Here is a 25,974-nt window from a genome sequence, read left to right as displayed (position 1 = left end):
TTATCCAAAAATAATCATCGGGTTATGAGTAATCGGATGCGCGCAGATGCTACACGGAAAATTATAGGCACTGCTGATATTTTCAGCGGTAAAAACTTCGTCCGGCGTTCCGAATGCGGCAACTTTCCCTGATTTCATCAGTAAAATTTTATCTGCATATTGTGCGGCTAAATTCAGGTCATGAAGCACGACAATCGCAGAATTGTTTTTTTTGGTGAATTTTTTAATGATTTCCAATGCTTTGTACTGGTGTTTAACATCCAGGTTGTTCAGGGGTTCATCCAGAAAAAGAAGTTTATGGGCAATCTCGTTCTGCAGCTGTGCCAAAACCCGGGACAGGTGTACCCGCTGTTTTTCACCGCCCGACAAGGTATTGTATTCCCTGTCTTTTAAATGAAAAATATCGGTTTCATACATCATATTGTTCATCGCTTCGTGGTCTTCCTGTCTCGGCCGGGACTCAAAGTATGGGTAACGGCCCATCATCACGACATCTTTTACCTCCAGCGGAATATCATTGCTGTTGTGCTGAGAAAATTTCGCCTTGTGTTTTGACAGTTCTCTTACTTCCCAGTCACTGATGTTTTTATTTTTAAATATAATCTCCTGCTTTGATTTTACTTCATTCGCCAAAATACTCAGCAGGCTGGATTTTCCGGCTCCGTTCGGACCTACGATGGCTAGAAACTCACCGTATTCCAGTGAAACATCGATTCCCTCCAGGATATGGAACTCTTTGTGCCGGTAACTGATCTGATGTGCCCTGATCATGCCAGTGATTTTTTGGATTTAATTAAGATGGCAATAAAAATCGGCCCTCCCATCAATGCCGTCAGGATCCCGATCGGCAGTTCCGAAGGTTCCACGATGCTTCTGCTGAACGTATCTGCCGTCAACAGCAAAATACTTCCGCAGACTGCTGATAACGGCAGGATAAATGCGTAGTTCGATTTAAATAAAAGCCTTAAAATATAGGGTACGATAAGGCCTACAAAACCGATGGTTCCCGAAAACGCTACACAGGTCCCGATCATCAAAGCCGTCATGATAATAATCTGTTTTTTTAACCTTTCTACATTAATTCCCAGATGCTGTGCATCTTTTTCGCCCAGCATCATGGCATTCAATGCTTTTCCTTTCGGCAGTAACATACTGTACGAAATTATTAAAACAATGACCAGGATGATATTTTTGGTCCAGGTTGCCGCTGCCAGGCTTCCCAAATTCCAGAACGTAAGATCCCTCAGCTGCTCGTCTTTCGAAATATAGATCAGAAATCCTGTAATTGAAAATCCGATGGCCGTAATAGCAACGCCGGTCAGCAACATCATGACCACATTGGTTTTCCCGCCGCTTGTGGAAATCCTGTACACCAGTAGCATGGATAGCAAAGAACCGATAAACGCAGAGATCCCAACCAATGAAAACTGCACGGCTTCGGGCACATACTGCTGAAAATGGCCTCCCAAGACAATCGCAATCGCGGCCAATAAAGTTGCTCCCGAAGTCAGCCCGATCAGGTCTCCCGTTGCGAGTGGGTTTTTAAACAATCCCTGCAGGCCTGTGCCTGAAACGGCAAGCATGCTCCCGATCAGGATGGCCATGATAATTCTGGCGGCACGCACGTCCCAGACTACATATTTATCGCTTAAGGGCAAATCCGGATCCTGCCGCATCAGTTTTCCCAACACATCGAAAGCAGATTTCCCTCCGAAGTCATATACTCCGGTGTTAAGTGACCATACTGCTATTATGACCAGCAGCAGGACACTTATGATTATATAAAAGTATAATTTATTTGGTGTTTTCAATTAACAGCTTGTTTAATCCTACAGCAGCCTCTCCCAGTCTCGGTCCGAAACCGGAAACCAGACCTCCGTCCATGGCAATGATTTTCTTATTTTTTCCTGCATTGGTTTGTGAAACACCCGGCATTTTCAGTGCACCTTCGTTTCCACCGGCACCTTCCAGTCCGCTCGTGAAGAAAAACAGGACGTCCGGATTGGCTTTTACTACAGCTTCAGGCGTTAACGGTTTGAAATCTTCGAAATCATTCACTGCATTTTCACCGCCGGCCAACTCGATTAATGAAGCCATCGGCGTATTTTTACCCGATACCATCAGCATCGGCCCTCTTGCATAGATGAACAGTACTTTCGGCTTTTTAGCGATCGGCTGGATTTGTTTTAAATCAGCATCGATTTTATCATTAAGTTTCTGATAATCGGTATTTCCGATTGCTTTTGCCACATTGGCAATCAGTTTTTTGGTTCCGTCAACGGAAAATTCCTGTTTGAAGACCTGTGTTTTGATGCCTGAAGACTTGATTTTCCCCATTAGTTCAGGGTTGATGTCTTTATCAGAAGCTAAAATCAAAGTCGGCTTCACCGCCATAATCGGCTCAATGGTTATTGATCTTACATGTCCCAGATCTTTAGCCGTTGCTTTCAGAGATTCCGGATAGGTGCTTGTTACATCAGTGCCTACGATTTCCTTTTCGTGACCTAAAGCAGCTACGATTTCTGTAATTCCACCGTTCAGCGTTACGATTTTATTATTGGATTTTGGGGTTTCCGAACTGACTTCCGTATTGTTTCCGGTTTTGGCACTTTGTTCTTTATTACACGAGTACACTGCCGCCAGCACAGAAACTGCGAGAATTATTTTCTTCATGATATACTATTATTTGATTTATTTATTATTTAAAAAAAATCTTACAAAGGCTTATATTCGAAAGAAGGAAAACCTCTTTCTCCTTTAATACCCTGATTGTCCGTTTCGGCTTTGACAAGTCTGGTAAATCTCAGTTTAAAATAATATCCGTTAGCATCTTTAATTACGTAGAACCGATCTCCATATACTTCAAGACCATTTACTCCTACGGGGTTTCTCCAATTTGCCCCGATGATACGCTGGTCATTATAGATGAGTTTTGACTGATCGATATCAGAAGCTTTAAAGTTATTATAGGCCTCTACTCCTGATGCCGGCGAAGGTATTACCACCTCATAAACACCTGTACCACCGACATTATTCGTTGTTGCAAAGTCTGCATAAATATAGCTTCCTGCCCCATTAATTGTATTTGTAAATACAGTAAAGCAAAGATCCCATTTTTTCTTTTCCGGCTGAATGGTGATTTCTTTCTTGTTTTTTAAACTGATAAAATTATAGTTATAGGCCGAATTTTTATTTACGACAATCTCATAGTAATTACTTCCATCAATATCAGCAGATTTTACTTTATATCCCTCTCCTGCAAGCAAAATTTGTACTTTTTTCCAACCTCTGCTGTCACCACCTGTAGAAACAGAACCATTAGGTACAGTACCTGTATAAATTTCTTTTCCCATATTGACAAGATAGATTCCGTTTTCAGAATCAACCGCTTTGATCCCTTCAATTGCAGTAGTTCCTGTAGGAAAGTCGCCTTTAACATCATCTATATAAATTTCATTCGCCGGGTTAAAATTTGCCACCTGCACCTGAGTTTTCAATGTAGAAACAGTAGCTTCTGTTACCTGATTGAAATCTGTAACATTAGGAATTTTGGCGGCAGCCATCATAATTGATGAATTTAATACAACCTTAAAAGCAGATCCTGAATAAAGAGCTAAGTCCCAATCAGTTCTTTTTGTAAGGGTTTGAACCGGTCCTTTTGTGGCGGGATCTATTTCACTTAAGTCAATCCAAACCTGATTCGGCTGTGTTGCTCCACCGACTTTAGGGTCTGCAATAGCCCCTTCAAAAGGTGCCACCGCTACGGGATCTTCATGGTCATTAATACAAGACTGAGATATAAAAGATGCTCCTACCAATAAGCAAAATAGTATTTTTTTCATTTCTAATTTATTTAAAAATTATAATTTAGTCTGGCAAAGTAACTTCTACCATAGAATAGATTCTGCTGATTGGCAGCTGCATTGTGACTGTTCCCGGATTGGATTGTATTGGTTACACTCGTCACGTCTAAGATATTTTTGACTCCTGCACTTATTTCAAAATGATTTTTAAAGAATGGCTGACTCACTGTGAAATTCAGCATATTGAAATCACCGATTTCCCCTAATATATATTGTCCCGGGTCTAAAGGATTATTTTTTTCTCCCTGATGCGTGTAACGCCTTTGCTTTCCGGTATATTTATAATAGAGTGCAAACAAAGTTTTTGACGACGGTAAAGTATAGTTAGCAGCAAGATTTGCTTCAGCATAATAATTATAGTTGTCAGGTGAAGTAATATTTCCTGTATTTAAAACCTGGGAAATCCCCATTACCGAAACACCTGCATTCAATGTCAGATCTCCTTTTTTTACATTAACGCCGCCGCCAAATAATAAGGATCTGTAATTATCTATATTCAGAAAAGTGATCTGCAGCGGGCTGTTATTGATAATTACATCTTCAATTCTGTTCTTTACATTCAGGTACATCCCTGACAGGCTGAAATTAAATTTCCAGTTATCAGAATCTGTTAATGCATAATCCCAAAATGCAGCTGCGGAATACCCTGTCTCCGGCTTTAAACTCTCATTTCCCCTTATATCATGATTGTTATCTACTACAAAAGTGTATAACTCATCGTAAGTCGGGAACCTATTGGCAGAACCGAAAACAGTACGAATGTCCGAATTCTCAGACGTTTTAAACCTTAAAGTCCCTGAATAATTATATTGTGAATTAAATCTGTTGCTTAAAGCCAATCTTACTCCCGGGCGGAATGACAGCCAGTCATTGATCTTCCATTCTGCTGATAAGAAATTGGCATAATTAAAGATAGAACGTTCAATACTCCTTCCGTTATTATTACTTTCAAAAGTTGTTGCATCGGCAAAACCTTTAGTCCTGTCTAATTCATATCCAAGCTGGAAATTAATCTTTTCATTATCTAAGAAATTACTGAACATTCCCCTTGAGTAGAGCACGTCGGATTTATAGAAAGTAATTTCGGAATCCCTTGATATTTCCTGCCTGTTGGGAATATCATAGGTATATATCTGTGATTTTCTTTCCTGACTCTGATAAGAAAAATCGCCATTATAATTGATCCTTCCCAATTTGCTCTGGATATTAAACTGATGAATCCATCTTTTGGTATTATAATCTTTATCGTTTGCAGTATATGTTCTATTACCACTGCCGAGAGGCAGTTCGCTGATTAAAGGATTGTAGTAGTTTATTTTCTCTGTAAGAAAATTTAATTTGTAAAAGAAACTTGTATTATTTTTACTGTACCGTATAGTCCCGTTTGTTGTAAGCTGATCTTTTGGTTGCCAATCATAGCCTCGCAGACCGTCATTGCTCTCGTTAAAATATTTATATCCTTGAAGAAAACCTTTATAACCCTGAAAATCATTATGATTAATATCTGCAGAAACAGACCAGTTTTCATTGATTCTATATCCCAGATTTAAAGACTGAATATGACGTCCATTTCCCTTTTTAAACCAATCATAGTCTTTTCCAACAGTTTCTTCCTGTAAAGATGCTAATACTGTAAATTTCTTATTATAGCTTTTCTTCGTAATAATATTTATCACTCCCGCAACTGCATTATTACCGTATTCAACTCCCATTGAACCTTTTACAACCTCAATTCGTTCAATATTATTAACGTTGATTTTTGTAAGATCAACGAGATTCCCCATCCCTTCATCGCTTACGACAGGAATATTGTCAATAAGAATCTTTGTATATTCACCACTAAGCCCCATAATATTGGCGCTGGAGTTTCCTGAGCTTTTATTCGGTTCTATTAATATATTAAGATTCTGATTCAGAACATCAGCTACATTGGTAGCGGCCATATTCTTAATTTGCTGCGCATCTATGACTTCAACTTTATAAATGGATTTATTGACAGACTGCTGGGTATATTGCCCGGTAAGGACAACCTCTTCTATCTTACTCTGACTAAGAGAATCTTTTTCCTGTGCATTCATCCATAGAACAGTGGATAATGATAGAATGGAAAGCACTTTCTTCTTCATAGATGCAAAAAATTTCGACAAATATAATGTTTTATTTAGAACAATTAAAAATAATTAATTAATTTTGTGGAATAATTCTAAATAAAAATAACGTTATGAAATTAAGACTACTTTTAGGGACTTTACTATTTACTGCTCTATCAGCACAAGCACAGGTGAACACAATTAATGAAAATTTTAACAGCTTTACACTAGGTCAGGGACAAACTGTTTTTCCACAAAATCAATGGACAACAATTTTTCCTGCGGCTGTGGGAAACCCTGCTCCAATGATGAATGTGATCGCTAACGGTTCATCAGATAATTTTATTCAGTCATATTCCGGAGCCAATCAGAATAGTCCGCAATATCTGATTTCGCCAATGATTGTTGCACCTACGGGAAATACTACCTTAAGTTTTAAAGCAAGAAGAAATACTGGCTCTGCACCAGGTACAGTGCAAGTAGGATTGGCTTCTAATCCTGCAGACATGACTACTTTTGTAGCTCTAGGAAATGCAACATTCCTCTCCAGTGATGTATTCCAAACTATTTCTGTTCCTGTAACCGCTTCAGCTTCCCAGTATATTGTATTCAGGTTTGTAGGTCCTCTTGCTCCCCATACGGTATTGGAAATTGATGATGTAGTATATTCAGCTTCAACCAGCTTGGCAGTTACAGATGCTTTAAAATCAAAAGATGACGTTCAGTTTGCGGTGACTTCTGATAATACCGCACTGCAGTTCGTTACCAAGAAAGATCCTAAAAATATTCAGATTTATTCGTCAGCAGGACAAAAAGTTACCGGCGGTAAGTTAAGCGGACAGAGATTTGATATCAGTGGGTTACATACCGGTGTTTATTATATCATTGTAGAAACAGCCGAAGGCTCTGCAGTAAAATCAAAATTCATTAAAAAATAATTGATCAGCACCCATATGCTGGCCGGCTTATGATTCTTTCATAAGCCGGCTTTTTATATACGGCATAACAGATAATAACTTACCCGAAATCTATCCTTAAAAGTATAAAACACGATAAAAATCATGTTTTTATTTAGAACAATTAAAAATAATTATATAGTTTTGTAGAATAATTCTAAATAATAAATAACATTATATCGGATGAGAACAAAATTACTTTTGGCAACAATGCTTGCTGCAGGCATTCAGCAGACGGTTTTTGCGCAGGTTGATGCAAACGGTTACAACACAGTAAATATGACGATGGGAGCAAACTATCAGAACCGTGTATTTTTTGACCTAAGCGCGAACAATATGATCTCCCAGCCTGCCAATACCTGGGATATTGCTTTCTATAGAAATTCAGGCATGAATTTTGGGACGAGGATCAATGATGCTCAAAATATAGAAGTATATCAGGCTTCAAACAACCCGGGCGACTGGAACGCCATTACGTCTAACAGTGTTTCTGCATACGGAGCGCCTTTATATAATCTTGATAATACGACAGCCATCCAGGAAGGTGCATTTGAGCAGGGAACTGCTACTTACGGATGGGGAGAATACAACCCCGGGAATCACCATGTAGAAGGAAAAGTAATCTTCATTTTAAAATATGCTTCAGGGATTTATTATAAATTTATGATTGATGATTATTTCGGAGGCTATACTTTTAAATATGCCAAATGGAATACCACCAATAATTCATGGGATGCCACCGTTTCAAAAACAATTGCTAACGGAAGCGATGATGCATTCTTCAATTATTTTTCTTTTGCAACAGAGGATAAAGTAAGCAATATGGAACCTTCCAAAACCAGTTGGGACCTGATGTTCACCAGATACTGGACCGATTATTCGTATACCAATCCGAATACAGGGCAGCCTGCAACCATGAAATACAGAATGGCCGGGGTGATTCAGAATTCAAATATTACGGTAGCTAAAGTACAGCCCGAAACACAGGCCACATCTACCTCATCGCTGCCTGCTTCCACAGCATTCTCAAATAATATTACAGCGATCGGGCACAGCTGGAAACCGACCATGGGTATTTACAGTGATGTAGTGTATTACATCAAGCAGGGTTCTGAATATTACAGGATATATTTCACATCCAATGAAGGAAGTACTACGGGAAATATGTACTTCAAGTACAAAAATATCACTTCTGTATTAGGTGTTACGGATATAGCCTCCAAAAAAGCATCATTCGGTATTTACCCGAATCCTGCACCAGCTGATCAAAAGGTTACGGTCTTGTTTGATATTAAAGAGAAACAGAACAGCAAAGGCTATGTAGAAGTGTATGACCTTTCCGGAAAACAAATATATACTTCGGAACTGACCAATCAGACCGGTTTCTATAAACAGGATCTCAACTTATCCCACCTTACTTCAGGAAATTACCTGGTAAAAATTACTTTCGGCGGTCAGACAGAGACTAAAAAGCTGATCATAAAATAAAATCTAAACTTTAATACTTTCTATTTTTTCTAAAGAAAGGCTGCTCATCATGATGAACAGCCTTTCTGTTTTTTTATCCGAACCCTTAAAGCGAAAGCTTTCTGCCATATGTCCCCTCCTTTATCTCAAGCTATAAAATTTTAGATCCTTTATATACCTGTGTGGAACTTTCCAGTATTTTTGAAACATCCCTGCGAAAATCCAGTAAGTGATCCTGCCCGTTGTGGCGGTTCAGGTGCTCTTCAGTTTCCCACAGCTCCACCATGAAAAAAGTCCCTTTCGTTACCTTATCTTCAATCAGGTCGTATTGCAGACAGCCTTCTTCTTTCCGGGTTTTCCTTACCAAAGCCTGAAAAAGTTCCACCGCTTCCATCAGATAGTTTTCATTGAATTTGAAAAGCGCGACAACATGTACGTTCATATGATTTTTTTAGAGTGTAAATGTAGAATATTTTCACACCAAAGATCTGTTTCATATCTGTATTTTTACAAAGGATCGTACATTCAATATTAAAATACAGATTTATAAACCGTTATGGAGCTCATCACAATGACAAGAGTTCCGATCAGAATAAACATTCCTTTTACAGGAAGCTTTGCAGTAAGCATAGCAGAAAACGGTGCGGTAACGATTCCGCCGAGCAGAAGCCCCAGTATAATATTCCAGTGCTGGATACCCAGGGTGAAAATAAAGGTAACGGCAGCCGTAAAGGTTAAAATAAATTTTGCTACTGTAGAACTTCCGACGGCAAATCGCGGGGTGAAGGAATTTTTAATTAATGTTCCCGTTACCAACGGACCCCAGCCGCCGCCGGCAAAAGAATCAATAAAGCCTCCGATTAACCCAAGCCTGGTCAGGTTGGTTTTCTTTTTCAGCTTTTTATCGTGTTTCGTTTTAAATGCATTCGACAGAATCTGAATACCCAGGTATAAAGTATAAAAAGAAATGAGGGTTTTGGTGATTTTGGAATAATATTCCCCGAGATAGGTTAAAGACAAGGCCCCGATCACCGCTCCGAATACAGCCGGTATTGCCAGTCTTTTCACCAGACTCTTACTTACGTTTTTCAATCTGATGTGGCTCAGGCTTCCTGCAGCAGTGGTAAAACTCTCTGCAGAATGGATGCTTGCGCTTACGGCGTGCGGCGGAATATTCAGGAATAAAAGCGTTGTGGTGCAGATTACTCCGTAACCCATGCCCATGGATCCGGCTACAATTTCAGCCAGAACACCTACCAACAGCATCCAGTAGAAAATGTAGCTGTCCTTTGCCAAAACAGTGAACAGTTCATCCAGATATCCAAATTCATACATGGACAAAACAGCAATCAGCAATACCGCCGCCGTTGTAAAAAACAGATTAAGCCTGAGTTGAACTTTCTTAGAGATGACCATTGCTGTTTGATGTTATTTGAGGTATTAAAAACAGTATGAAATTATACTGATCTTATGAATGAATATTAGTTTTGAGATTCTTCCCGGGGTTCTTAAGTATATAATGTATCCGGATTATAAAATCATGACTGCTCCTACGGTCGAATGGCTGGTTTCATCAATCAGAATGGCATTTCCCGTATTTTTACTCTCTTCAAAACGGTCAAAAACCAATGGAGAGGCTGTTTTAAGATGAACTTTGACGATTTCATTGAGTGTTATACCTTCTGAAACCGGTATCTTTTCCAGTGTATTGACATCAATTTTATATTCTATCTGTTTTATAATGGCTTTTAAGACCCTGCTTTTATGCTGGATGAAATATTTATTTCCTTCATTCAGGTTCTTGGTATCCAGCCAGCAGACCACAGCTTCAATCTCGTTTTCAACCTTCGGAAGGTCTCCGGACTGCACCAGAAAATCGCCCCGGCTGATATCAATATCATCTTCGGTATGTAAAACGGCAGGCTGGCCGGCAAATACGGATTCCACTTCACGGCCTCCGGTTTCAATCTTTGAAATCTGCGTCTGGATATTTTGGGGAAGCACCGTAACCGCATCCCCTTTCCGGTACATCCCTGAGATCACTTCTCCGGCATAGCCTCTGTAATCATGCAGCTCATCTGTCTGCGGACGGATAACATACTGTACCTGGAATCTCGGGCTTTCAAAATTACGGTCTGTATGGATGTTGACATTTTCAAGGAAATCCAGCAGCATCTCACCCTGATACCAGGGCATATGGTCTGATTTTTCCACGATATGGTCACCGTGAAATGCCGAAATCGGGAAATAGCTGATCTGCTCCAGACCCAGCTTCCTGGCCACCAGATCATACTGGGCCCTGATATCATTGAAAACCTCTTCGGAATAGTCTACCAGATCCATTTTATTTACCGCTACCGCTATATAGGGGATCCGCAGCAGAGAGGCAATGATTGAATGTCTGCGGGTCTGCTCAATTACTCCCTGTCTTGCATCAATCAGGATGATCATCAACTGCGAATTGGAAGCTCCGGTAACCATATTCCGGGTGTACTGGATATGCCCCGGTGCATCAGCAATAATAAACTTCCTTTTAGGGGTGGAGAAATAGCGATAAGCCACATCAATGGTAATCCCCTGCTCCCGTTCGGCTCTCAACCCATCGGTTACAATGGCAAGGTCTATCCCGTTTTCATTCCTGTTTTTCGATTGTTTTTCCAGGGTTTCGAGCTGGTCGATCAATATATTTTTACTGTCATACAGAAGCCTTCCGATCAGGGTGCTTTTTCCGTCGTCTACGCTTCCTGCAGTGATAAATCTTAATATGTCCACGTTTGGTTTATTAATAATGAGTAATTAGTAACGAGTAGTTTTTTCAAACCGCTCATCTGTTTATCATTCTATGTAAGCAATGAGTGAAATATACAGTAAGTCTTTTATTACTTATCACCTATTGCCGATTACTTATTTCATTTAAAAGTATCCTCCTTTTTTCCGGTCTTCCATGGCGGCTTCCGTTACCTTGTCATCAATCCGGGTCTCCCCTCTTTCTGAAATCCTCGAAGCCGTAATCTCACTGACCACCTCATCCAATGTTACCGCCGAACTCTCAACGGCAGCCGTGCAGGTCATGTCTCCGACCGTTCTGTAACGGACTTTTTTATTCACAACGGTATCATGTTCATCGATCCGGATAAAATCCGAAACCGCAATCAGCTGACCTTCAAATTCAATCACATCGCGGTCATGCGAAAAATAGATCGAAGGCAGTTCAATATGTTCCTTTTTAATATAATTCCATACATCCAGCTCTGTCCAGTTGGAAATCGGGAATACCCGCACATTTTCCCCTTTGCTGATTCTTCCGTTGTAGATATTCCAGAGTTCAGGGCGCTGGAGTTTCGGATCCCACTGCCCGAATTCGTCACGGACAGAGAAAAACCGTTCTTTGGCCCTTGCTTTTTCCTCATCCCTTCTCGCTCCACCAATACAGGCATCAAATTGGAATTCTTCGATCGTGTCTAACAGTGTGTGGGTCTGCAGCCAGTTTCTGGAAGCAAATTTTCCTTTAGGTTCTGTCAGGTTTCTGGCTCTGATCGTATCTTCGACTTTCCGTACAATCAGTTCCGCATTGATATTTTCCGCTATATAATCCCTGAATGCCAGTGCTTCCGGAAAATTGTGTCCCGTATCAATATGCACCAAAGGAAACGGGATTTTCATGGGAGCAAACGCTTTAATGGCCAGATGGACTAAGGTAATGGAATCTTTTCCGCCACTGAAGAGCAGGGCCGGCTTTTCAAACTGTGCCGCCACTTCACGCATCATATAAATACTTTCTGCTTCCAGCTGGTCCAGATAGTCTAGTGTATAGGTATTCATTATTTGAAATTTTAGAATTAATGGGTATGCAGTCCGCATTCTTTATGTGAGCTTTCCCACCACCAGCGTCCGGCACGGGGATTTTCACCTTCGGTAATTGCTCTGGTACACGGCTGACATCCCACGCTGATAAAACCTTTTTTATGTAAAGACAATTCCTGTACGTTATGCCGTTCCAGGTAATCGAGAACTTCCTGATAGCTCCAGTGCAGCAATGGATTGTATTTGTACAGCTTCCGCTCTTCATCCCATTCGATCACCGGCATCTGCTCACGGTTCTCCGACTGTTCCGAACGTAAACCAGTAATCCATATTCCGGCATGCGCAAGCGCTCTGTTTAAAGGTTTAACCTTACGGATAAAACAACACTCCTTCCTGTTTTCTACAGACTGATAGAATGCATTGATGCCTTTTTCATTGACATATGCCTCTACATCCGCAACAGCAGGAAAATACACTTCTGTTTTCGTTCTGTACCTTGAATTGTTTTGGGAGAGTAATTCATAATGCTCATTAAAGAGCCTTCCCGTATCTAATGTGAAAACCTTTACAGATAAGCCCGCCCTGAAAATCATATCGGTAATGACCTGGTCTTCCTGACCGAGTGAGGTGGAAAAAACAGCGCCTTCCGAAAATCTGGACGAGACCAATCTAAGCCCCTCTTCTGCCGGAAGCTGTTCCAATATGGCTGCATCTTCTTTTGAAATCATAATTTATTCATTTGAAGTGATGCAAATATCTGACAAAATAATTAGCCTACCAAATGAGTAGACTATTATTTGAGCTAATGCAAAATTAATCTACCAGATCCATCAGGCTTTTGCTCTCCAGGATACTGAGTGAGGCATCCCGAACCTCGATCAATACGTCATGTAAACCGCAATGGTCTTCATTACAGTCGTCACATTTTTCGTAAAAGTTCAGGCTTACACAGGGAAGTAAGGCAATGGGGCCGTTGACCAGCCGGATAATCCGGGCCAGGGTCACATTTTCAGGATTCTGCTTTAGCAGATAGCCCCCGCCCTTACCCTTTTTACTGTCCAGGATATCTGCTTTTTTAAGCTCAAGCAGAATATTTTCTAAAAATTTCAAAGGGATTTTCTTGCGGTCTGCAATTTCTGAAATAAGAACAGGACCGTCATTTCTCTTTTCTACAAGGTATGACAGTGCTTTAAAAGCGTATTGGGATTTTTTGGACAGCATTACAACAAAAATAAGAAAATTGTTTGGAATATGACAGAAGATTGATTATAAGATAAAAACACAGACTGGATGTTAAGGACAGAGATGGCCAGTTCTTTATTTTCGGCCAAATCACTATATTTGTTGTATGTTCAGTAAACAGGAAGCACAGCAGTTAAAAAAAGAATTTTGGACCGCTTTTGGAAAGTCTTTTCCGAGAAAATGGATTCTGTATGATACCAAAGTGAAAGATTTTTCATTCAAGTTTTATGCAGACAATAAAAAGGCGGAAGTTTCTTTGGAGATCGAAATGAAAGATGAGGTTTTACGGAATGCCTACTACGAGAAAATCTGGTCGCTGGAAGATATCCTGAAAGACTATGTCGGGGAATTTCAGAAAGATGAACATTTTACACTGGAGAACGGAAAGATCATCAGCAGGATCTGGGTAGAACAATACGGCGTTTCTATTTTCAATAAAAATACCTGGCAGCAGATTTTTGAGTTTTTTGTAGAAAAGATGGATGGTTTTGAAAGGTTCTATTATGAATATGAGGATTTTATAAAAGATGTTTAAGGATATACCTCAGATCTTGTTAAAAAAAGTTCCGATACCTGATTCCGAAGAAGGAAAAACCGCTTCAGAATGATAGAGCCTGCCTAAATTTATTTCAAAAATAACTTCACATAGGATTAGATAATCACTTAGATTTCATGGATACTTAAATCCGCAAATCGAAAAAAAAGAGGATATAAAAGAAAAATATACATAAAAGCTTCTATATTAATTCAAACTTCCGTTTAAATATTTTCCGTAATTTAGTAAACAAGAAAGTATGATTGAGTGCCTGATCATAGCATTTTCAGCAAGTTCAATCGTATATTTTTAAAAATCAAATCACAAAATATCTAAATATAATGGAAAATAATCCCGTATTTCTTGCAGACGGTGCAGATTCTGAAATGCTTGAAGCCTACCGAAAAGCTCAGCAAACATTTAAATATTTCTGGAGGGAACAGTCATGGGAATACAGGAGAATTATTCCGGCACTGGCCGTTTCCTGTGTGAAAGTTGCTTTTTCACAGGAGGATCCAGCATCTGAACATCCGATAGTGGAACACATGTGGATCAATGATATTGATTTTGACGGCGACTGTGTGAAAGGTTATCTTATTAACGAGCCGAATGACTTAACCAATATTCAGGTCGGAGATTATGTAGAAGTGCCGCTGAATGAAATCAGCGACTGGCTTTTTGCCATTACTCCTGCTGCAAAGAAATCAGCGGGACTTTCAAAATTATTTTCATCTTCCGCCGGCCCCTTACCGAAAGTATACGGAGGATTTACGATTCAGAAAATGCGCTCCGATATGTCGCCCGCTGAAAGGAAAGATCATGACAATGCATGGCAGCTTGATTTCGGAGATTTCAATGATATTGAAGTGGTCTACGAACAGAAAGAAAAGCCGGAAAACCTGGTTGAACATCCGATGAGCAGGAAGATGCAGGAAGATTTTATCAAGTTTTTAAAAGACTATCCCGATGAAATGACAAATGCAGATGAAAACGGATTAACAATTCTTCATAAGGAAACGATTGCCGGGAATTTAAGTTCCGTAGAGGTTCTGCTCAAAGCCGGAGCTGACAGAAGTTTAAGGACAAATAATGGCAAAACGGCTTTGGATTTTGCTCAGCAGCTGAATTGGGAACATCTGATTCCGGTTTTGGAAAATTATTAAAAACTAAATAATAAAATCGAATGATACCTGAATTTCTTAGTGAATTTAAAGACCAGCTTGAAAAATATAAACTTGAAACAATAAAAATTAATGCCGTACCGCTGGCAGACCATGAATCTCTTCAAATTCATAACAGCAAGTTTTTAGGTAAGCCGTATGTACCAAAAAGCATGGAATATCCTAAAGACAAACAGAATAATCCGATGATTCTTTGGGCACAGATTAATTTTGCAGAAACTCCTGAGTTTGCAGATTATCCTGATCATGGGATTCTTCAGTTTTTTGTATCTGCAGATTGGTTTGATATGGATGATTATAAAGTTATTTTTCATGAAAGCACTTCTGAAGAATTCCAAACCGATTTTTCTTTTCTAACAGAGGATATGTATGAAGAATCTCCGATATATTCTGAACATAAACTCATTTTCAAAAAAGAAACCGAATATGGAAGCTCTGAAGATTTCAGATTCGATATGCAGTTTAATGGTAAGGATCATTGGGACTTTTATGAAACCCTTGATAAAGCCCAAAAGAAACTCTTTGATAAAATCTTAAGCGGAGACGGTCATAAAATGGGAGGTTATGCTTACTTTACCCAGGCAGATATCAGGGACTATAATGAAAAACTAAAACAGGATGTGCTTCTGCTGCAGATTGACACAGATGAAGAAATTATGTTTGGAGACTCCGGCGTTGCCAATTTTTTCATTAATCCTGAAGATTTAAAAAACAGAACCTTTGAAAAAGCCTGGTTCAATTGGGATTGTTGTTAGCCAAAATTTTTAATTATTGAGCTATTGATTAAATAATCATCCTAAATCATTTTACCAAATGGCAAATGCTGAAAAAATTTCTTTCCTTAACTTGCATTCATGAAAGAATTGTTTGATTTTATTTTAAGATTCGGAAACCTTAATCAGCAACAGATCGATTTTATCGCAAGCAAGGCACAGGAAACAAATATTCCCAAAGATGAATATTTTTCTGAGGCAGGGAAAATTGCAAAACAGGTCGGGTTTATCGCAGAAGGAATTCTTAGAGTGTGCTATTACAACAATAAAAGTGAGGAGATCACCAAATACTTTATTGAAGAAAACAACCTGGTGGTAGATCTGGAAAGTTTTGACAATCAACTGCCTTCAGTTGCGTATGTAGAAGCAGTTACGGACTGCAGACTGATTGTATTTTCAAGAAAAGACTGGCTTGAGCTTCTCCAAACGATTGTCGGGTTCGATGCGATTGTCCATAAAATTATTTCGAGGGCTTTAATGCAAAAAGTGGAACGGAGAAGTCCGCTGGTTTCAGAAGACGCCACTACCCGGTATCTTAAATTTCTGGAGATCTACCCTACGGCTGCCAACCGTATCCCGCTTTCTTATATTGCTTCCTATCTGGGTGTAACCCAATCTTCTCTGAGCCGGATCAGAAAGAATATCAAATAGATGTAAAGATTTAGACTTCAGATGCAGAATTAAATCTATTTTGAATTAAATAATTCATGATTTCTAATCACTTTTTGCCAAATGGCAAATGTCATCCTGATTAATTGACGGAATTTTACACCATTAATTAAAAGAAATATGAAAACAGTATTAATTACAGGAGCCAACAGAAGCATCGGTCTTGAAACCGCAAAACAACTTTCCGAAAAAGGACTGTTTGTCTATCTGGGAAGCCGCAGCCTTGAAAATGGTGAAAAAGCAGTACAGGAATTGCATGAAAAAGGATTCCAAAATATCAAAGCTATTGAAATTGATTCCACTAAACCGGAATTGATTACTGCAGCTAAAAATACGATTGAAAAAGAACAGGGTAAACTGGATATCCTGATCAACAATGCCGGAATCCTGGGAATACAGCCTCAGACAGCTGCGGATACTTCAGTAGAAGGCATCAAAGAAGTTTTTGAGACCAATTTTTTTGGCGTGATCAGCGTTACCCAGGCTTTTCTGGACCTGCTTAAAAAATCGGACAGCCCGAGAATCAGCAACATCACTTCCGGACTGGGCTCATTGACCCTGCACAGCGATCCGGACTGGAAATATTACCACGTGAAAAATGCAGCTTACGGCCCTTCCAAATCAGCTTTGAATGCCTATACCATTGTTTTAGCGTACGAACTGAGGGATTTGCCATTTAAAGTAAATGCCATTGATCCCGGCTATACCGCAACGGACTTCAACCATCACAGCGGACCGGGTTCTATAGAAAGCGCGGCATCATTCATCATTAAGCACACCTTAACCGATGAAAATGCACCGACCGGACAGTTTTACAGCAATGATATCGAGGATGAAACGGGAGTCAGTCCGTGGTAAGAACTAATTTATATTAATCAGTAAAGAGAAGCTTCCGGGTTTCTCTTTATTTTTTTACCAAATGGTAAAGATTCGGAAATTAAGAAAAAGTATATTGCAGGAATGAAAGAGTTTATTGATTATCTGCTGAAATTCGGTGATCTGAACGAACAGCAGATCAGCTTTATTACCGGAAATGCCATTGAAACGCAACTCAGGAAAGACGCTTATTTTGCAGAAGCGGGGAAAGTGGTCAGGGAGATCGGATTTATGACTGAGGGTATTCTGCGGAACTATTATTACAACAGCAAAGGCGAAGAAATCACCAAATATTTTGTAGAAGAGAACAATATGGTGATCTGCAAAGCCAGTTTCGATAATGAGGTTCCTGCCACTTCCTATCTGCAGGCGGTTACCGACTGCAGGCTTATTACTTTTCCGAAAAGAAACTGGGAAGAAATCTCTGCTACGGTCATGATCTGGGACAGCCTAATGCAGAAAGTAGTTTCCAGGGCTTTAGTAAGGAAAGTGGAAAGAATCAGTCCGCTTATTTCCCAGGATGCCACAACCCGTTACCTGGAGTTTCTCGAAAATTATCCGGGCCTGGCCAATCGGGTCCCGCTTTCCTATATTGCATCCTATCTCGGGATTACCCAGCAGTCACTCAGCAGGATCAGAAAAAATATACGGTAACCAATTTTAATACAACTTTTACGATTTTTTATCTACAGCATTCATTACCGGTAAGGATGATCGTTCTGTAATGATACCATGAAGCAAATTCAGTAAAATAAAACTGTAATTAAGCATATAAAAGCTAAATTTATTATCTTTAAACAACAATTCGTAAAACTTCATTGTTCAACAAGCCACAGACCGTAAGTAGCGAATTGATTGAAACCGCCCCATGAAATCAAAGTCCCATTTTACCGCATTGCTGACCTATACTCCAATGGAAGAAGGAGGAAGACCTACGCCGGTGTCGTCAGGTTACAGACCCGGGTTCAAATTCCCGTTTGATGAAAACCTGTTTACAGGTATACAGAAATTCGCCGGAACAGACCTGGTTTTTCCCGGTGATACGGTAAATGCCGAGATCACCTTACTCAATCCGGAAAAACTTACAGGAAAAATTTATGAAGGAATGGATTTCGATTTTTTTGAAGGCCCGAAACGGATCGGCCACGGCACTATAACGAAATTGTATATCCAAATCTGAAAAATACCTGCAATGACCGATGGGCTGCCTTTGAAAACTTTAAAACTGTTTAAGCTTTCATTTAAATTGGGGATCCAGCCTAATTCAAAAAGTAAAAAATAGTATAATTATTTTAAAGCCTATTTAAAATTGTATACACTCAAGTTTCATTACAGCAATTTTTAAGAGTTATGGAAGAACACTTTAGATGAAACGATTTACCGGAAACTTAAAATAACTTAAATGTTTTTAAATAAGTTTAGACAGACTTATTTATTAAAAGTGCATTTCATAACACAATTCAATTGCTTTTTCACGATTCGCTTACATCATGTGTGGATTGGGCTACATTTCAAAATCAGGAACTTACCATCTTTGTACCATCATTTAAACAAAAAAATATTTAAAAAATGGAAACAAAAAAAGTATGGTTCGTAACAGGAGCATCAAAAGGTTTAGGATTAGCTTTGGTTAAAAAATTACTGGAACAGGGTTACCGTGTGGTGGCGACAAGCAGAAATTCCCAATCTCTAATTTCCGAAATCGGAGAAGCATCAGAGAATTTTTTACCGCTTAAAGTGAGTCTGACAGATGACCAGGATGTAAAATCTGCGATTGCAAAAAGTGCAGATTATTTCGGACAGATTGATATCATCGTTAATAATGCGGGCTACGGGCAGATCGGAACGCTGGAAGAACTTTCAGATGAAGAAGCCAGAGCCAATTTTGATATCAATGTGTTCGGGACACTGAATGTAATCAGGCATGCAATGCCTTACCTCCGTAAGCAAAGATCAGGACATATCTTCAATATCTCTTCGATCGGAGGATATTCGGGAAACTTTCCGGGCTGGGGAATTTACTGTGCGACAAAATTTGCCGTTGCCGGATTGACTGAATCGCTGGCAGAGGAAATCAGAGATTTCGGAGTGAAAGCCACCGTAGTGTATCCCGGATATTTCAGAACCGATTTCTTAAGCAAAGAATCAGTGAAAACGCCTGAAAATATAATTGCGGAATACGAAGCGGCAAGAAATTCTGAACAGGCCCACATGGATGAAATCAACGGAAACCAACCCAATGATCCTGATAAAGGCGCAGAAGCCATCATCAAAATCAGTGAAGAACAATATCCGCCTGTGCATTTCCTATTGGGAAGCGGCGCTTCTGAAGTTCTGGAGAAAAAATTTGAAACGATGAAAAGTGAAGCTGGCAGGTGGGAAAGTCTGACACTGTCTACGGTCATCTAATCGTTTTCTTTTGCCTTAACACAGAAAATCAAGACTGGGAAACTTCCGGTAAACATGAACTCTGTTCTCTAAAAATTCTAAAACCCGCATGGATTCTATATTTCTGCTTCGGTAAAATATTTTCCCCGCATTCGGACAGCATTTTTTTAACGCTAACAGAGTTCATTTTCTTACCGCTGCATTTTCCTAAGCCGAGGTAATAGTTTAGCATAAATACTTTTTACATTGTACTTTTCACAAAAACATCTAACTTAGTCATTATGAAAGAGACTTTCCGTTTTAATTCTATTTCTGATTTCCATGCTTTCTGCAACCTTCCCGGCCCGGAACATCCGCTGGTCAGCCTGATTGACTACAGTAAGATTAAATATCCGGTGGATGACAATGAACTGAAATGGATCCAGAATTATTACTCGATCGGGCTGAAACGAAATGTCAATGCCAAGTTTAATTATGGGCAGCAGGAATATGATTTTGATTCCGGGGTCTTATGTTTTGTTTCCCCGCTTCAGTTCTTAAGAATAGAAATGAAGCCTGAAGTTGAAATAGAACCTACCGGATACTTACTGCTGATCCACCCGGATTTTCTTTGGGGGACTTCCCTGATCAAAAAAATAAAATCGTATGAATTTTTCAGCTACCAGATCAATGAAGCGCTTTTCCTTTCTGATAAAGAAGAGAAAATCATTGTAGGACTGTTTAAAAATATTGAAAGGGAATACCAGAACAATATGGATAAATTCACGCAGGAACTGATTGTGGCCCAGCTCGAATTATTCCTGATTTATGCAGAACGTTTTTACGAGCGTCAGTTTCTTACCCGGAAAAAATCCAGCCATGAACTGCTGGTGAAATTTGAAGAAGTCCTGGACGGATATTTCAAAACCGGAAACCTCATTGAACACGGCATTCCTTCCGTGAAAACCATTGCCGGAGAAATGAATATCTCGGCCAATTACCTTAGCACCCTACTACGCATCCATACCCAGCAGAACACGCAGCAGCATATCCAGAATAAAATTATTGACACGGCAAAGGAACGCCTGAGTACCACTCATTTATCGGTCAGTGAAATCGCGTATGAGTTAGGATTTGAGCATCCGCAGTCTTTCAGTAAGCTGTTTAAGCAGAAGACGAACCAGTCGCCGGGTGAGTTTAGGAAGTTGTTTAATTAAATAATAATTTTTCCAACAAAAGAAAATATCTATAGCAAAAGAAATTATTAAAATGAAAGCCAAATAATTGATTCTTTATTATATTTAACGTCTAAGGAATATGAAGAGTTAAACTCAAAACTATTACAATGTATAGAGGTGATCACAAATTATTGCTTCTTTTAGAACAAGATAATAGCAAGTTAGATTCTATAAAATATATTCCTTTGAAAGAAATTGACAAATTTAAAAGACTATTTTTTAAACTTCATAATATATTATATCCTGCAATTTTGATTAATTGATATTTAAAATAGAAAATTAAAATTGATTGAGAAGTTCTGAGAGTTCAAAGTGAAGAATCAATTTCCAAACTTGAAAATGTTTTAATAAATAATACCGATAAAATATTTAGAAATCCAATATTACTATGAAAAAAATAGGCTTACTTTTTCTGATCCTGATCTTCGGAACCGGATTTGCCCAAAAAATAAAAAAAGAAGAAAAAGCAAAAGATAAATTTGAATCACGGCAGCCGCAGGATATGTCTGTTCCGCCTCAACCCATGATCACTTTTTCGGCCCAGTACCCTGGCGGAAATAAAACTTTCATCAGTAATGTTGGTAAAAACCTGAACATAGTTGCACTTAAGCCTTTGAATAAAGATTTAAAAACCAAAATTATCCTTAAGATCGGAAGTGACGGGAGTGTCATCAATATTTCCACTTACGGAGATGATGAAGTTTTTAACAGTGAAGTTAGAAAAGCGGCTCAAAAAGCGACCCAAGGTATTAAATGGGAAGCCGGGAAAAATAACAAAGGCGAAAAAATAATCGACATCGTCAGTCTCCCGTTTAAGTACTCAAATATTTAAAGCAAAATATATTTAGTCTTGTAGATTTTATATAAAAAAGAGAAACCTTACAGTTTCTCTTTTTTTCTTATTCAAACTTCCTCTTTCTTAACCAGAAGAACAATCCTCCCAAAATACCGATAATGGCTAAAGGAAGCAGCAAATTAAACCATTGCCAGTAATTTCTTTCTTCATTGATCAGGTAGCGGTCCAGCAGCCGTTCTTCGATATTGCGATTTCTCAGTTCCATAAGATTGCTGTCGTCCAAAAGGTAATCCAGTGCATTTTTTAAGAACTGTTCATTTCCGAAACGTTCCTGTGTCAGGACATCCATTCCCAAGGGCATCGGTTTTCCGTTCACCACTTTATTTCTTGCCACATCTCCGTCGGCGATCACGATCATTTTATTTTCAGGACTTGACACTTTAAAACCGGGATAGGATTTTCTTTCGATCCTTGAAGCATAGGCAGAAGTAAATTTACCCTGCAGGGCCACGGCGAAAATTTTAGGCGTGCTTGGTTTTTCCATCTGTCCCAGACTGTCGACACTGTTGATTTCCTCCAGGCTTACATAATTCGGGACCTGTTTCAGAGATGTTCTTTCACTCGACTCAAACAATACCGAAGTTTTAATATTTTTCCTTCCCAGGGTATCAATCGAAGTCGGGAACTCGAATTTTACAGGATTGATATTTTTAGTAATCGGATTTTCATCTTCTGCAATGCCTAAAGGAAAATATGGCCACGGCTGCGTCGAATACTGGGCATTCCCGGCGACTTCCCCGGCCACAAACTTCAGTTTGGCAAACTTCTTTACATCTTTTACCAGAGCAGGGTTGATCCTGATCCCGTAATTAAAGAAAAAATCCGTCAGATTCAGGTCAACCGGATAAGGCATCAGCTTTTCAGAACGCATTAAGGTATCCATTTCTGCATTCACGGCATCGATCATCCAAAGGGTTTTTCCGCCGTTCATGATGTATTGGTCAAGAATTACCTTTTCCCCATCAGTAAATGCTTTTCTGGGCTTTGCAATCACCAGGGCACTCATCTGTTTAAGCAATGGGACATCCGCTAATGAAAGTTCGGTCCGGTTTTTAGGAATAATCGGACCAGCATCATAATTTTCCAGGGCCAGATTCATAAATCCCTGGAATTCTCCCGGGCTTAATTCGTCCTGATTCACGAGAACACCCACTTTCCTGAAAGTGTCGTTGGTGGCTATTTTTAGTTTTGAAATAAAATTGTATTCCAGGTTTTCAATGGATTTGTTAAGCAATTCGGCATTATCCGAATAGTTCTGCTCTACAACCAGCGGCACGGTTACTTTTGTTTTCCCGTTTTTAATCAGGGCATACGGATAAATTTCGATCTGTGAAGTCTTCCCGCTTTTTCTGTCGTCCAGAACAGACGGGTATATTCCATGGGACAATAAACTGTCTTTCGGGATTTTTGTTTTAATCGGGTCAATGAATTTAAAATCCACATTTGAATTCACCTTCCTGAAGTTCTCCAGTATGAACTTAGTCTCGCCCTGAAGCTGTTTGAAATCCGCAGGGAAATCACCTTCCAGGTACACTTCGACCATGATCGGTTTTTTAACGGATTCCAGTACTTTAATACTGCTTTCAGAAAGCGTGTATCTTTTTTCTTTGGTTAAATCCAATCTGATTCCTGAAACCGCCAGGATTACGGCGAGCGGCAACACCACAAAAAGCAAAATTCCTAACGGGGATCTGAACTGTATCTTCTTCATACTTTTACTTCTTTTTATTGATAAAATGATTGGACAACACCAAGGTTACGCCGATGATCAAAACAAAATAAGCGACATCCTTAAAATCAATAAGTCCTCTGGTAAATCCCAGGAAATGCTGGTAAAAGCCGATATTCTGCAAAATAAAATCTGCACCGCCCAGTAATTTATAACTGGCCAGCTGTTCGATTCCGAAATACATGATGAAGCACATGAAAACCCCAAGCAGATAAGCCATAATCTGGTTCTGGGAAACAGAAGACGCCAGGATTCCGACACCGGAAAATGCGGCAATCAGGATCATCAGTCCGATATAGCTTCCGAATGTCATTCCCAGGTCAATATTTCCGGCAGGAACGCCTAAAACATACACGGTATACAGGTAAATCAATGACGGAATCAGACATAAAATCCCAACGATCCAGACCGAAAGAAATTTTCCGAATACCAGGTCTGAGACTTTCAGCGGCTGGGAAAACAGCCAGTTTAAAGTGCCGGTCTGCTGTTCCTCAGCGAAAGTTCTCATTGAAAGTGCGGGAATGATAAACATCAGGAACCAGGGCACCAAAACAAAGTAGCTTTGCAGAGAAGCAGTCCCGATCTCAAAAATATTGGAATCATTATCGAAAAAAAACAGAAACAGCGTCGCAATCAAGCTGAACGCCGCAATGATCAGCCAGGCGCTCCAGTTCCCGAAATAGCTCCAAAGTTCTTTTTTTAAAATTGCAAACATGTTTTATAGTTATGAGTTGTAAATCATAAGTTATGAGTGGTGATGAGCTTATCATTCATCACTCTTAACTTATCATTTTATTTATTTCTTTTTATTCTTATTCACCAGTTTAACCGTCATCATAATCAGAAATACCAGAACGAAAAATCCTAAAATTAATTGCCACCAGTATTCAATGACCTGAGATTTTAAGATCACTGTAAATACGACGAGAAACAGAATAAAGGTAGCGATCTCATTGGCCTGTCTCAGTTTGATATTTGCCGTATCGAGTTCAGTTCCGTTGAGTTTCTTTAATTCCAATACTTTTTTCCAGCACCAGTAATGGTAGATCGCAAGACCGATAAGAAAGGTAAGTTTCAGATGAAACCAGGGCATTTTCATCAATCCAGTATTCAAGAAAATCATGACCAGTCCGCAAACCGCCATGATGATTCCGGCCGGAACGGTAATGATGTTCCAAAGCCTTCCTGCCATAAAAATATACTGTTCTCTTAAAATCCTCTTCTTTTCCTCCGGAAATCCATCGGTATCTTTATAGTACACGAAAATCCTGACGAGATAAAAAATTCCCGCAAAATAACTGACCATAAAAATTATGTGAAGCGCTTTTATTATCGTATAAAGCATTTTACCTATTTTTTTAAAGAAATACTATCGGTTTTATTACCGTTAAAATATTTCTTAATGTATAAAAGTTCTCCTTGATCATTATAAAATTTCCAGTCTCCGAAATAAAACCAGTGGCGTTCTTCTTTTGAAATCTCGAATTTACTCTGACCTTGTTCCATCATTTTTCCGTTGGGAAAATATCTTTTGGTGTTTGTAATATTTTTTCTGATTTTATCTTTCTGGAAAAGTTGATGATTTGAGAAAGTCTTCCAGACACCAATTTTCTCTCCTTTCTTATATTTTCCGATGGAAATCAGAACCCCTTCATCTGAAGAGTATTCTTCTTCCCATTTTCCGTTTCTTTTATTGGTGTTGTTATCATCTTTTACATATTGATTAATTTTAGTTTTACATGAAACTGAAAATACACAATACAGTAAAAACAATAATTTTATTTTCATAGGTTACTGCACCACCGTAATATTGGATTTGTCCTGCTTTAACCTGATTTTTTTCGCTCCTAAATTGGTGTAATATTTTTCCAGTTTATTTAAATGATCGTCGCTTGTTTCCTTACCTTCTATCTGGTAGCCATAGTCGCTCCAGATGCGGATGTAAAATAAATCTTTTACTAAAACCCGGTAATTGGGCTGTTCAAAATTCTTGGTAAGATAATTATCCAGATCTTTTTTCGTATTAAACTGATATACATAAACCCCTCCGTCATTCAAATTATCTTTAGGATCATCATAAACAAAACAATAGATTTTTTTGATTTTAGAAGCAATTTCTTTATCTGCAATTTTAGAAATGACACTAGGGTTATCCGTTACAAAAGGAACTTTGGTAATCCCCGCAGCTTTCATTTCCTTATTTATTTTTACGGGTTGCATCCCTTGCAGCTCAACATTTTTAAGATCAAGATCCATAATGTTTTGTGCAAAAAAACTCTGAAAGCAGACAAAACCGAGAATCAGCAATAATTTTTTCATAAGACTCCT

28 protein-coding genes are annotated in these 25,974 nt (G+C 39.1%); 12 read left to right on the top strand and 16 right to left on the bottom strand.

Going from position 1 to position 25,974, the window contains the following annotated elements:
- Genes H561_RS0107125 through H561_RS0107105 form a run of 5 tightly spaced genes read right to left on the bottom strand, consistent with a single transcriptional unit; the run spans position 1 to position 5,989 of the window.
- Positions 1-771 carry a heme ABC transporter ATP-binding protein gene (locus tag H561_RS0107125; RefSeq protein ID WP_027386380.1) on the bottom strand — a complete coding sequence of 257 codons (771 nt, stop codon included), beginning with the start codon at positions 769-771 and terminating at the stop codon, positions 1-3.
- On the bottom strand, positions 768-1,811 hold the full coding sequence (locus H561_RS0107120) for a FecCD family ABC transporter permease (RefSeq protein WP_027386379.1): 1,044 nt from the start codon (positions 1,809-1,811) through the stop codon (positions 768-770). The genes H561_RS0107125 and H561_RS0107120 overlap by 4 nt, the downstream gene beginning before the upstream one ends.
- Positions 1,795-2,673 (bottom strand): heme/hemin ABC transporter substrate-binding protein, encoded by an 879-nt coding sequence (locus H561_RS0107115; RefSeq protein WP_027386378.1) that lies wholly within the window; start codon positions 2,671-2,673, stop codon positions 1,795-1,797. Before H561_RS0107115 ends, H561_RS0107120 begins: the two co-directional genes overlap by 17 nt.
- Positions 2,674-2,714: 41 nt before the next feature.
- Positions 2,715-3,842: an HmuY family protein gene (locus tag H561_RS0107110; RefSeq protein ID WP_027386377.1), complete on the bottom strand. Its 1,128-nt coding sequence runs from the start codon at positions 3,840-3,842 to the stop codon at positions 2,715-2,717.
- Between the two features lie 11 nt (positions 3,843-3,853).
- On the bottom strand, positions 3,854-5,989 hold the full coding sequence (locus H561_RS0107105) for a TonB-dependent receptor plug domain-containing protein (RefSeq protein WP_027386376.1): 2,136 nt from the start codon (positions 5,987-5,989) through the stop codon (positions 3,854-3,856).
- Positions 5,990-6,084: 95 nt separating this feature from the next.
- Here H561_RS0107105 and H561_RS0107100 point away from each other — a divergent pair, with 95 nt between their 5' ends.
- Both H561_RS0107100 and H561_RS0107095 read left to right on the top strand, forming a co-directional pair.
- Entirely contained in the window at positions 6,085-6,891 is an 807-nt protein-coding gene (locus H561_RS0107100) for a T9SS-dependent choice-of-anchor J family protein (protein WP_081411645.1), read from the top strand.
- A gap of 201 nt (positions 6,892-7,092) precedes the next feature.
- Positions 7,093-8,397, top strand: a complete 1,305-nt coding sequence (locus H561_RS0107095; protein WP_027386374.1) for a T9SS type A sorting domain-containing protein — start codon at positions 7,093-7,095, stop codon at positions 8,395-8,397.
- A 130-nt stretch (positions 8,398-8,527) separates the two neighbouring features.
- Here H561_RS0107095 and H561_RS0107085 read toward each other — a convergent pair whose 3' ends face one another.
- The 6 genes from H561_RS0107085 to H561_RS0107060 all read right to left on the bottom strand — a co-directional run bounded on the left by H561_RS0107085 (position 8,528) and on the right by H561_RS0107060 (position 13,401).
- Complete coding sequence (locus tag H561_RS0107085) at positions 8,528-8,818, bottom strand: putative quinol monooxygenase (protein ID WP_027386373.1); 291 nt, start codon at positions 8,816-8,818, stop codon at positions 8,528-8,530.
- Between the two features lie 89 nt (positions 8,819-8,907).
- Positions 8,908-9,792 carry a sulfite exporter TauE/SafE family protein gene (locus H561_RS0107080; protein WP_027386372.1) on the bottom strand — a complete coding sequence of 295 codons (885 nt, stop codon included), beginning with the start codon at positions 9,790-9,792 and terminating at the stop codon, positions 8,908-8,910.
- A gap of 114 nt (positions 9,793-9,906) precedes the next feature.
- Positions 9,907-11,148 carry a sulfate adenylyltransferase subunit 1 gene (locus H561_RS0107075; RefSeq protein WP_027386371.1) on the bottom strand — a complete coding sequence of 414 codons (1,242 nt, stop codon included), beginning with the start codon at positions 11,146-11,148 and terminating at the stop codon, positions 9,907-9,909.
- 141 nt (positions 11,149-11,289) lie between these two features.
- Positions 11,290-12,198 (bottom strand): sulfate adenylyltransferase subunit CysD, encoded by a 909-nt coding sequence (gene cysD, locus H561_RS0107070; RefSeq protein ID WP_027386370.1) that lies wholly within the window; start codon positions 12,196-12,198, stop codon positions 11,290-11,292.
- A gap of 17 nt (positions 12,199-12,215) precedes the next feature.
- A complete protein-coding gene (locus tag H561_RS0107065; RefSeq protein ID WP_027386369.1) occupies positions 12,216-12,908 on the bottom strand; it encodes a phosphoadenylyl-sulfate reductase in 693 nt (230 codons plus the stop codon).
- Positions 12,909-12,993: 85 nt separating this feature from the next.
- Complete coding sequence (locus H561_RS0107060; RefSeq protein WP_027386368.1) at positions 12,994-13,401, bottom strand: RrF2 family transcriptional regulator; 408 nt, start codon at positions 13,399-13,401, stop codon at positions 12,994-12,996.
- Between the two features lie 127 nt (positions 13,402-13,528).
- On the opposite strand from H561_RS0107060, the gene H561_RS0107055 reads away from it, so the two are divergent.
- From H561_RS0107055 to H561_RS0106995, 10 genes are all read left to right on the top strand, one after another.
- Positions 13,529-13,957 carry a DUF4268 domain-containing protein gene (locus tag H561_RS0107055; RefSeq protein WP_027386367.1) on the top strand — a complete coding sequence of 143 codons (429 nt, stop codon included), beginning with the start codon at positions 13,529-13,531 and terminating at the stop codon, positions 13,955-13,957.
- A gap of 341 nt (positions 13,958-14,298) precedes the next feature.
- The gene (locus H561_RS0107045; RefSeq protein ID WP_027386366.1) at positions 14,299-15,120 is read left to right on the top strand and encodes a DUF2314 domain-containing protein; all 822 of its coding nucleotides are present in this window, start codon (positions 14,299-14,301) and stop codon (positions 15,118-15,120) included.
- A 20-nt stretch (positions 15,121-15,140) separates the two neighbouring features.
- Positions 15,141-15,893, top strand: coding sequence for a YwqG family protein (locus H561_RS0107040; protein WP_027386365.1), 753 nt, complete (start codon positions 15,141-15,143; stop codon positions 15,891-15,893).
- A 99-nt stretch (positions 15,894-15,992) separates the two neighbouring features.
- Positions 15,993-16,562: a Crp/Fnr family transcriptional regulator gene (locus H561_RS0107035; protein ID WP_027386364.1), complete on the top strand. Its 570-nt coding sequence runs from the start codon at positions 15,993-15,995 to the stop codon at positions 16,560-16,562.
- Positions 16,563-16,700: 138 nt separating this feature from the next.
- Complete coding sequence (locus tag H561_RS0107030) at positions 16,701-17,438, top strand: SDR family NAD(P)-dependent oxidoreductase (RefSeq protein ID WP_027386363.1); 738 nt, start codon at positions 16,701-16,703, stop codon at positions 17,436-17,438.
- A gap of 102 nt (positions 17,439-17,540) precedes the next feature.
- Positions 17,541-18,110, top strand: coding sequence for a Crp/Fnr family transcriptional regulator (locus H561_RS0107025; RefSeq protein WP_027386362.1), 570 nt, complete (start codon positions 17,541-17,543; stop codon positions 18,108-18,110).
- Between the two features lie 214 nt (positions 18,111-18,324).
- The gene (locus H561_RS22185) at positions 18,325-18,636 is read left to right on the top strand and encodes a hypothetical protein (RefSeq protein ID WP_155845757.1); all 312 of its coding nucleotides are present in this window, start codon (positions 18,325-18,327) and stop codon (positions 18,634-18,636) included.
- Between the two features lie 389 nt (positions 18,637-19,025).
- Positions 19,026-19,865 (top strand): oxidoreductase, encoded by an 840-nt coding sequence (locus H561_RS0107010; RefSeq protein WP_027386361.1) that lies wholly within the window; start codon positions 19,026-19,028, stop codon positions 19,863-19,865.
- Between the two features lie 260 nt (positions 19,866-20,125).
- Positions 20,126-21,040 carry a helix-turn-helix domain-containing protein gene (locus tag H561_RS0107000; protein ID WP_027386359.1) on the top strand — a complete coding sequence of 305 codons (915 nt, stop codon included), beginning with the start codon at positions 20,126-20,128 and terminating at the stop codon, positions 21,038-21,040.
- A 409-nt stretch (positions 21,041-21,449) separates the two neighbouring features.
- Complete coding sequence (locus H561_RS0106995) at positions 21,450-21,893, top strand: hypothetical protein (protein ID WP_027386358.1); 444 nt, start codon at positions 21,450-21,452, stop codon at positions 21,891-21,893.
- A gap of 67 nt (positions 21,894-21,960) precedes the next feature.
- On the opposite strand, the gene gldG is transcribed toward H561_RS0106995, so the two are convergent.
- From gldG to H561_RS0106970, 5 genes are all read right to left on the bottom strand, one after another.
- A complete protein-coding gene (gene gldG / locus H561_RS0106990; protein ID WP_027386357.1) occupies positions 21,961-23,628 on the bottom strand; it encodes a gliding motility-associated ABC transporter substrate-binding protein GldG in 1,668 nt (555 codons plus the stop codon).
- A 4-nt stretch (positions 23,629-23,632) separates the two neighbouring features.
- The gene (locus tag H561_RS0106985; RefSeq protein ID WP_027386356.1) at positions 23,633-24,361 is read right to left on the bottom strand and encodes an ABC transporter permease; all 729 of its coding nucleotides are present in this window, start codon (positions 24,359-24,361) and stop codon (positions 23,633-23,635) included.
- 81 nt (positions 24,362-24,442) lie between these two features.
- Positions 24,443-24,991, bottom strand: coding sequence for a CopD family protein (locus tag H561_RS0106980; RefSeq protein ID WP_027386355.1), 549 nt, complete (start codon positions 24,989-24,991; stop codon positions 24,443-24,445).
- Positions 24,992-24,996: 5 nt separating this feature from the next.
- Positions 24,997-25,434 carry a toxin-antitoxin system YwqK family antitoxin gene (locus tag H561_RS22180; protein ID WP_051349325.1) on the bottom strand — a complete coding sequence of 146 codons (438 nt, stop codon included), beginning with the start codon at positions 25,432-25,434 and terminating at the stop codon, positions 24,997-24,999.
- Positions 25,435-25,437: 3 nt separating this feature from the next.
- Positions 25,438-25,965 (bottom strand): hypothetical protein, encoded by a 528-nt coding sequence (locus H561_RS0106970; RefSeq protein WP_027386354.1) that lies wholly within the window; start codon positions 25,963-25,965, stop codon positions 25,438-25,440.
- Between the last annotated feature and the right edge of the window lie 9 nt (positions 25,966-25,974).

This window comes from Chryseobacterium gregarium DSM 19109, assembly GCF_000430845.1.
Taxonomy (GTDB): Bacteria; Bacteroidota; Bacteroidia; order Flavobacteriales; family Weeksellaceae; genus Chryseobacterium; species Chryseobacterium gregarium.
The sequence above is the reverse complement of the archived record's forward strand: the minus strand, read 5'-3'. Positions and strand labels throughout refer to the sequence as shown.

Excerpts from the sequence above, each read along its gene's own strand:
- H561_RS0106980 (WP_027386355.1), bottom strand. The coding sequence starts at position 24,991 with ATGCTTTATACGATAATAAAAGCGCTTCACATAATTTTTATGGTCAGT.
- H561_RS0106985 (WP_027386356.1), bottom strand. The coding sequence starts at position 24,361 with ATGTTTGCAATTTTAAAAAAAGAACTTTGGAGCTATTTCGGGAACTGG.
- H561_RS0107035 (WP_027386364.1), top strand. The coding sequence starts at position 15,993 with ATGAAAGAATTGTTTGATTTTATTTTAAGATTCGGAAACCTTAATCAG.
- H561_RS0107060 (WP_027386368.1), bottom strand. The coding sequence starts at position 13,401 with ATGCTGTCCAAAAAATCCCAATACGCTTTTAAAGCACTGTCATACCTT.
- H561_RS0107100 (WP_081411645.1), top strand. The coding sequence starts at position 6,085 with ATGAAATTAAGACTACTTTTAGGGACTTTACTATTTACTGCTCTATCA.
- cysD (WP_027386370.1), bottom strand. The coding sequence starts at position 12,198 with ATGAATACCTATACACTAGACTATCTGGACCAGCTGGAAGCAGAAAGT.
- gldG (WP_027386357.1), bottom strand. The coding sequence starts at position 23,628 with ATGAAGAAGATACAGTTCAGATCCCCGTTAGGAATTTTGCTTTTTGTG.
- H561_RS0107105 (WP_027386376.1), bottom strand. The coding sequence starts at position 5,989 with ATGAAGAAGAAAGTGCTTTCCATTCTATCATTATCCACTGTTCTATGG.
- H561_RS0107085 (WP_027386373.1), bottom strand. The coding sequence starts at position 8,818 with ATGAACGTACATGTTGTCGCGCTTTTCAAATTCAATGAAAACTATCTG.
- H561_RS0107025 (WP_027386362.1), top strand. The coding sequence starts at position 17,541 with ATGAAAGAGTTTATTGATTATCTGCTGAAATTCGGTGATCTGAACGAA.
- H561_RS0107055 (WP_027386367.1), top strand. The coding sequence starts at position 13,529 with ATGTTCAGTAAACAGGAAGCACAGCAGTTAAAAAAAGAATTTTGGACC.
- H561_RS22180 (WP_051349325.1), bottom strand. The coding sequence starts at position 25,434 with ATGAAAATAAAATTATTGTTTTTACTGTATTGTGTATTTTCAGTTTCA.
- H561_RS0107010 (WP_027386361.1), top strand. The coding sequence starts at position 19,026 with ATGGAAACAAAAAAAGTATGGTTCGTAACAGGAGCATCAAAAGGTTTA.
- H561_RS22185 (WP_155845757.1), top strand. The coding sequence starts at position 18,325 with ATGAAATCAAAGTCCCATTTTACCGCATTGCTGACCTATACTCCAATG.
- H561_RS0107045 (WP_027386366.1), top strand. The coding sequence starts at position 14,299 with ATGGAAAATAATCCCGTATTTCTTGCAGACGGTGCAGATTCTGAAATG.
- H561_RS0107110 (WP_027386377.1), bottom strand. The coding sequence starts at position 3,842 with ATGAAAAAAATACTATTTTGCTTATTGGTAGGAGCATCTTTTATATCT.
- H561_RS0107065 (WP_027386369.1), bottom strand. The coding sequence starts at position 12,908 with ATGATTTCAAAAGAAGATGCAGCCATATTGGAACAGCTTCCGGCAGAA.
- H561_RS0107115 (WP_027386378.1), bottom strand. The coding sequence starts at position 2,673 with ATGAAGAAAATAATTCTCGCAGTTTCTGTGCTGGCGGCAGTGTACTCG.
- H561_RS0107125 (WP_027386380.1), bottom strand. The coding sequence starts at position 771 with ATGATCAGGGCACATCAGATCAGTTACCGGCACAAAGAGTTCCATATC.
- H561_RS0107040 (WP_027386365.1), top strand. The coding sequence starts at position 15,141 with ATGATACCTGAATTTCTTAGTGAATTTAAAGACCAGCTTGAAAAATAT.
- H561_RS0107095 (WP_027386374.1), top strand. The coding sequence starts at position 7,093 with ATGAGAACAAAATTACTTTTGGCAACAATGCTTGCTGCAGGCATTCAG.
- H561_RS0107080 (WP_027386372.1), bottom strand. The coding sequence starts at position 9,792 with ATGGTCATCTCTAAGAAAGTTCAACTCAGGCTTAATCTGTTTTTTACA.
- H561_RS0107030 (WP_027386363.1), top strand. The coding sequence starts at position 16,701 with ATGAAAACAGTATTAATTACAGGAGCCAACAGAAGCATCGGTCTTGAA.
- H561_RS0106970 (WP_027386354.1), bottom strand. The coding sequence starts at position 25,965 with ATGAAAAAATTATTGCTGATTCTCGGTTTTGTCTGCTTTCAGAGTTTT.
- H561_RS0106995 (WP_027386358.1), top strand. The coding sequence starts at position 21,450 with ATGAAAAAAATAGGCTTACTTTTTCTGATCCTGATCTTCGGAACCGGA.
- H561_RS0107000 (WP_027386359.1), top strand. The coding sequence starts at position 20,126 with ATGAAAGAGACTTTCCGTTTTAATTCTATTTCTGATTTCCATGCTTTC.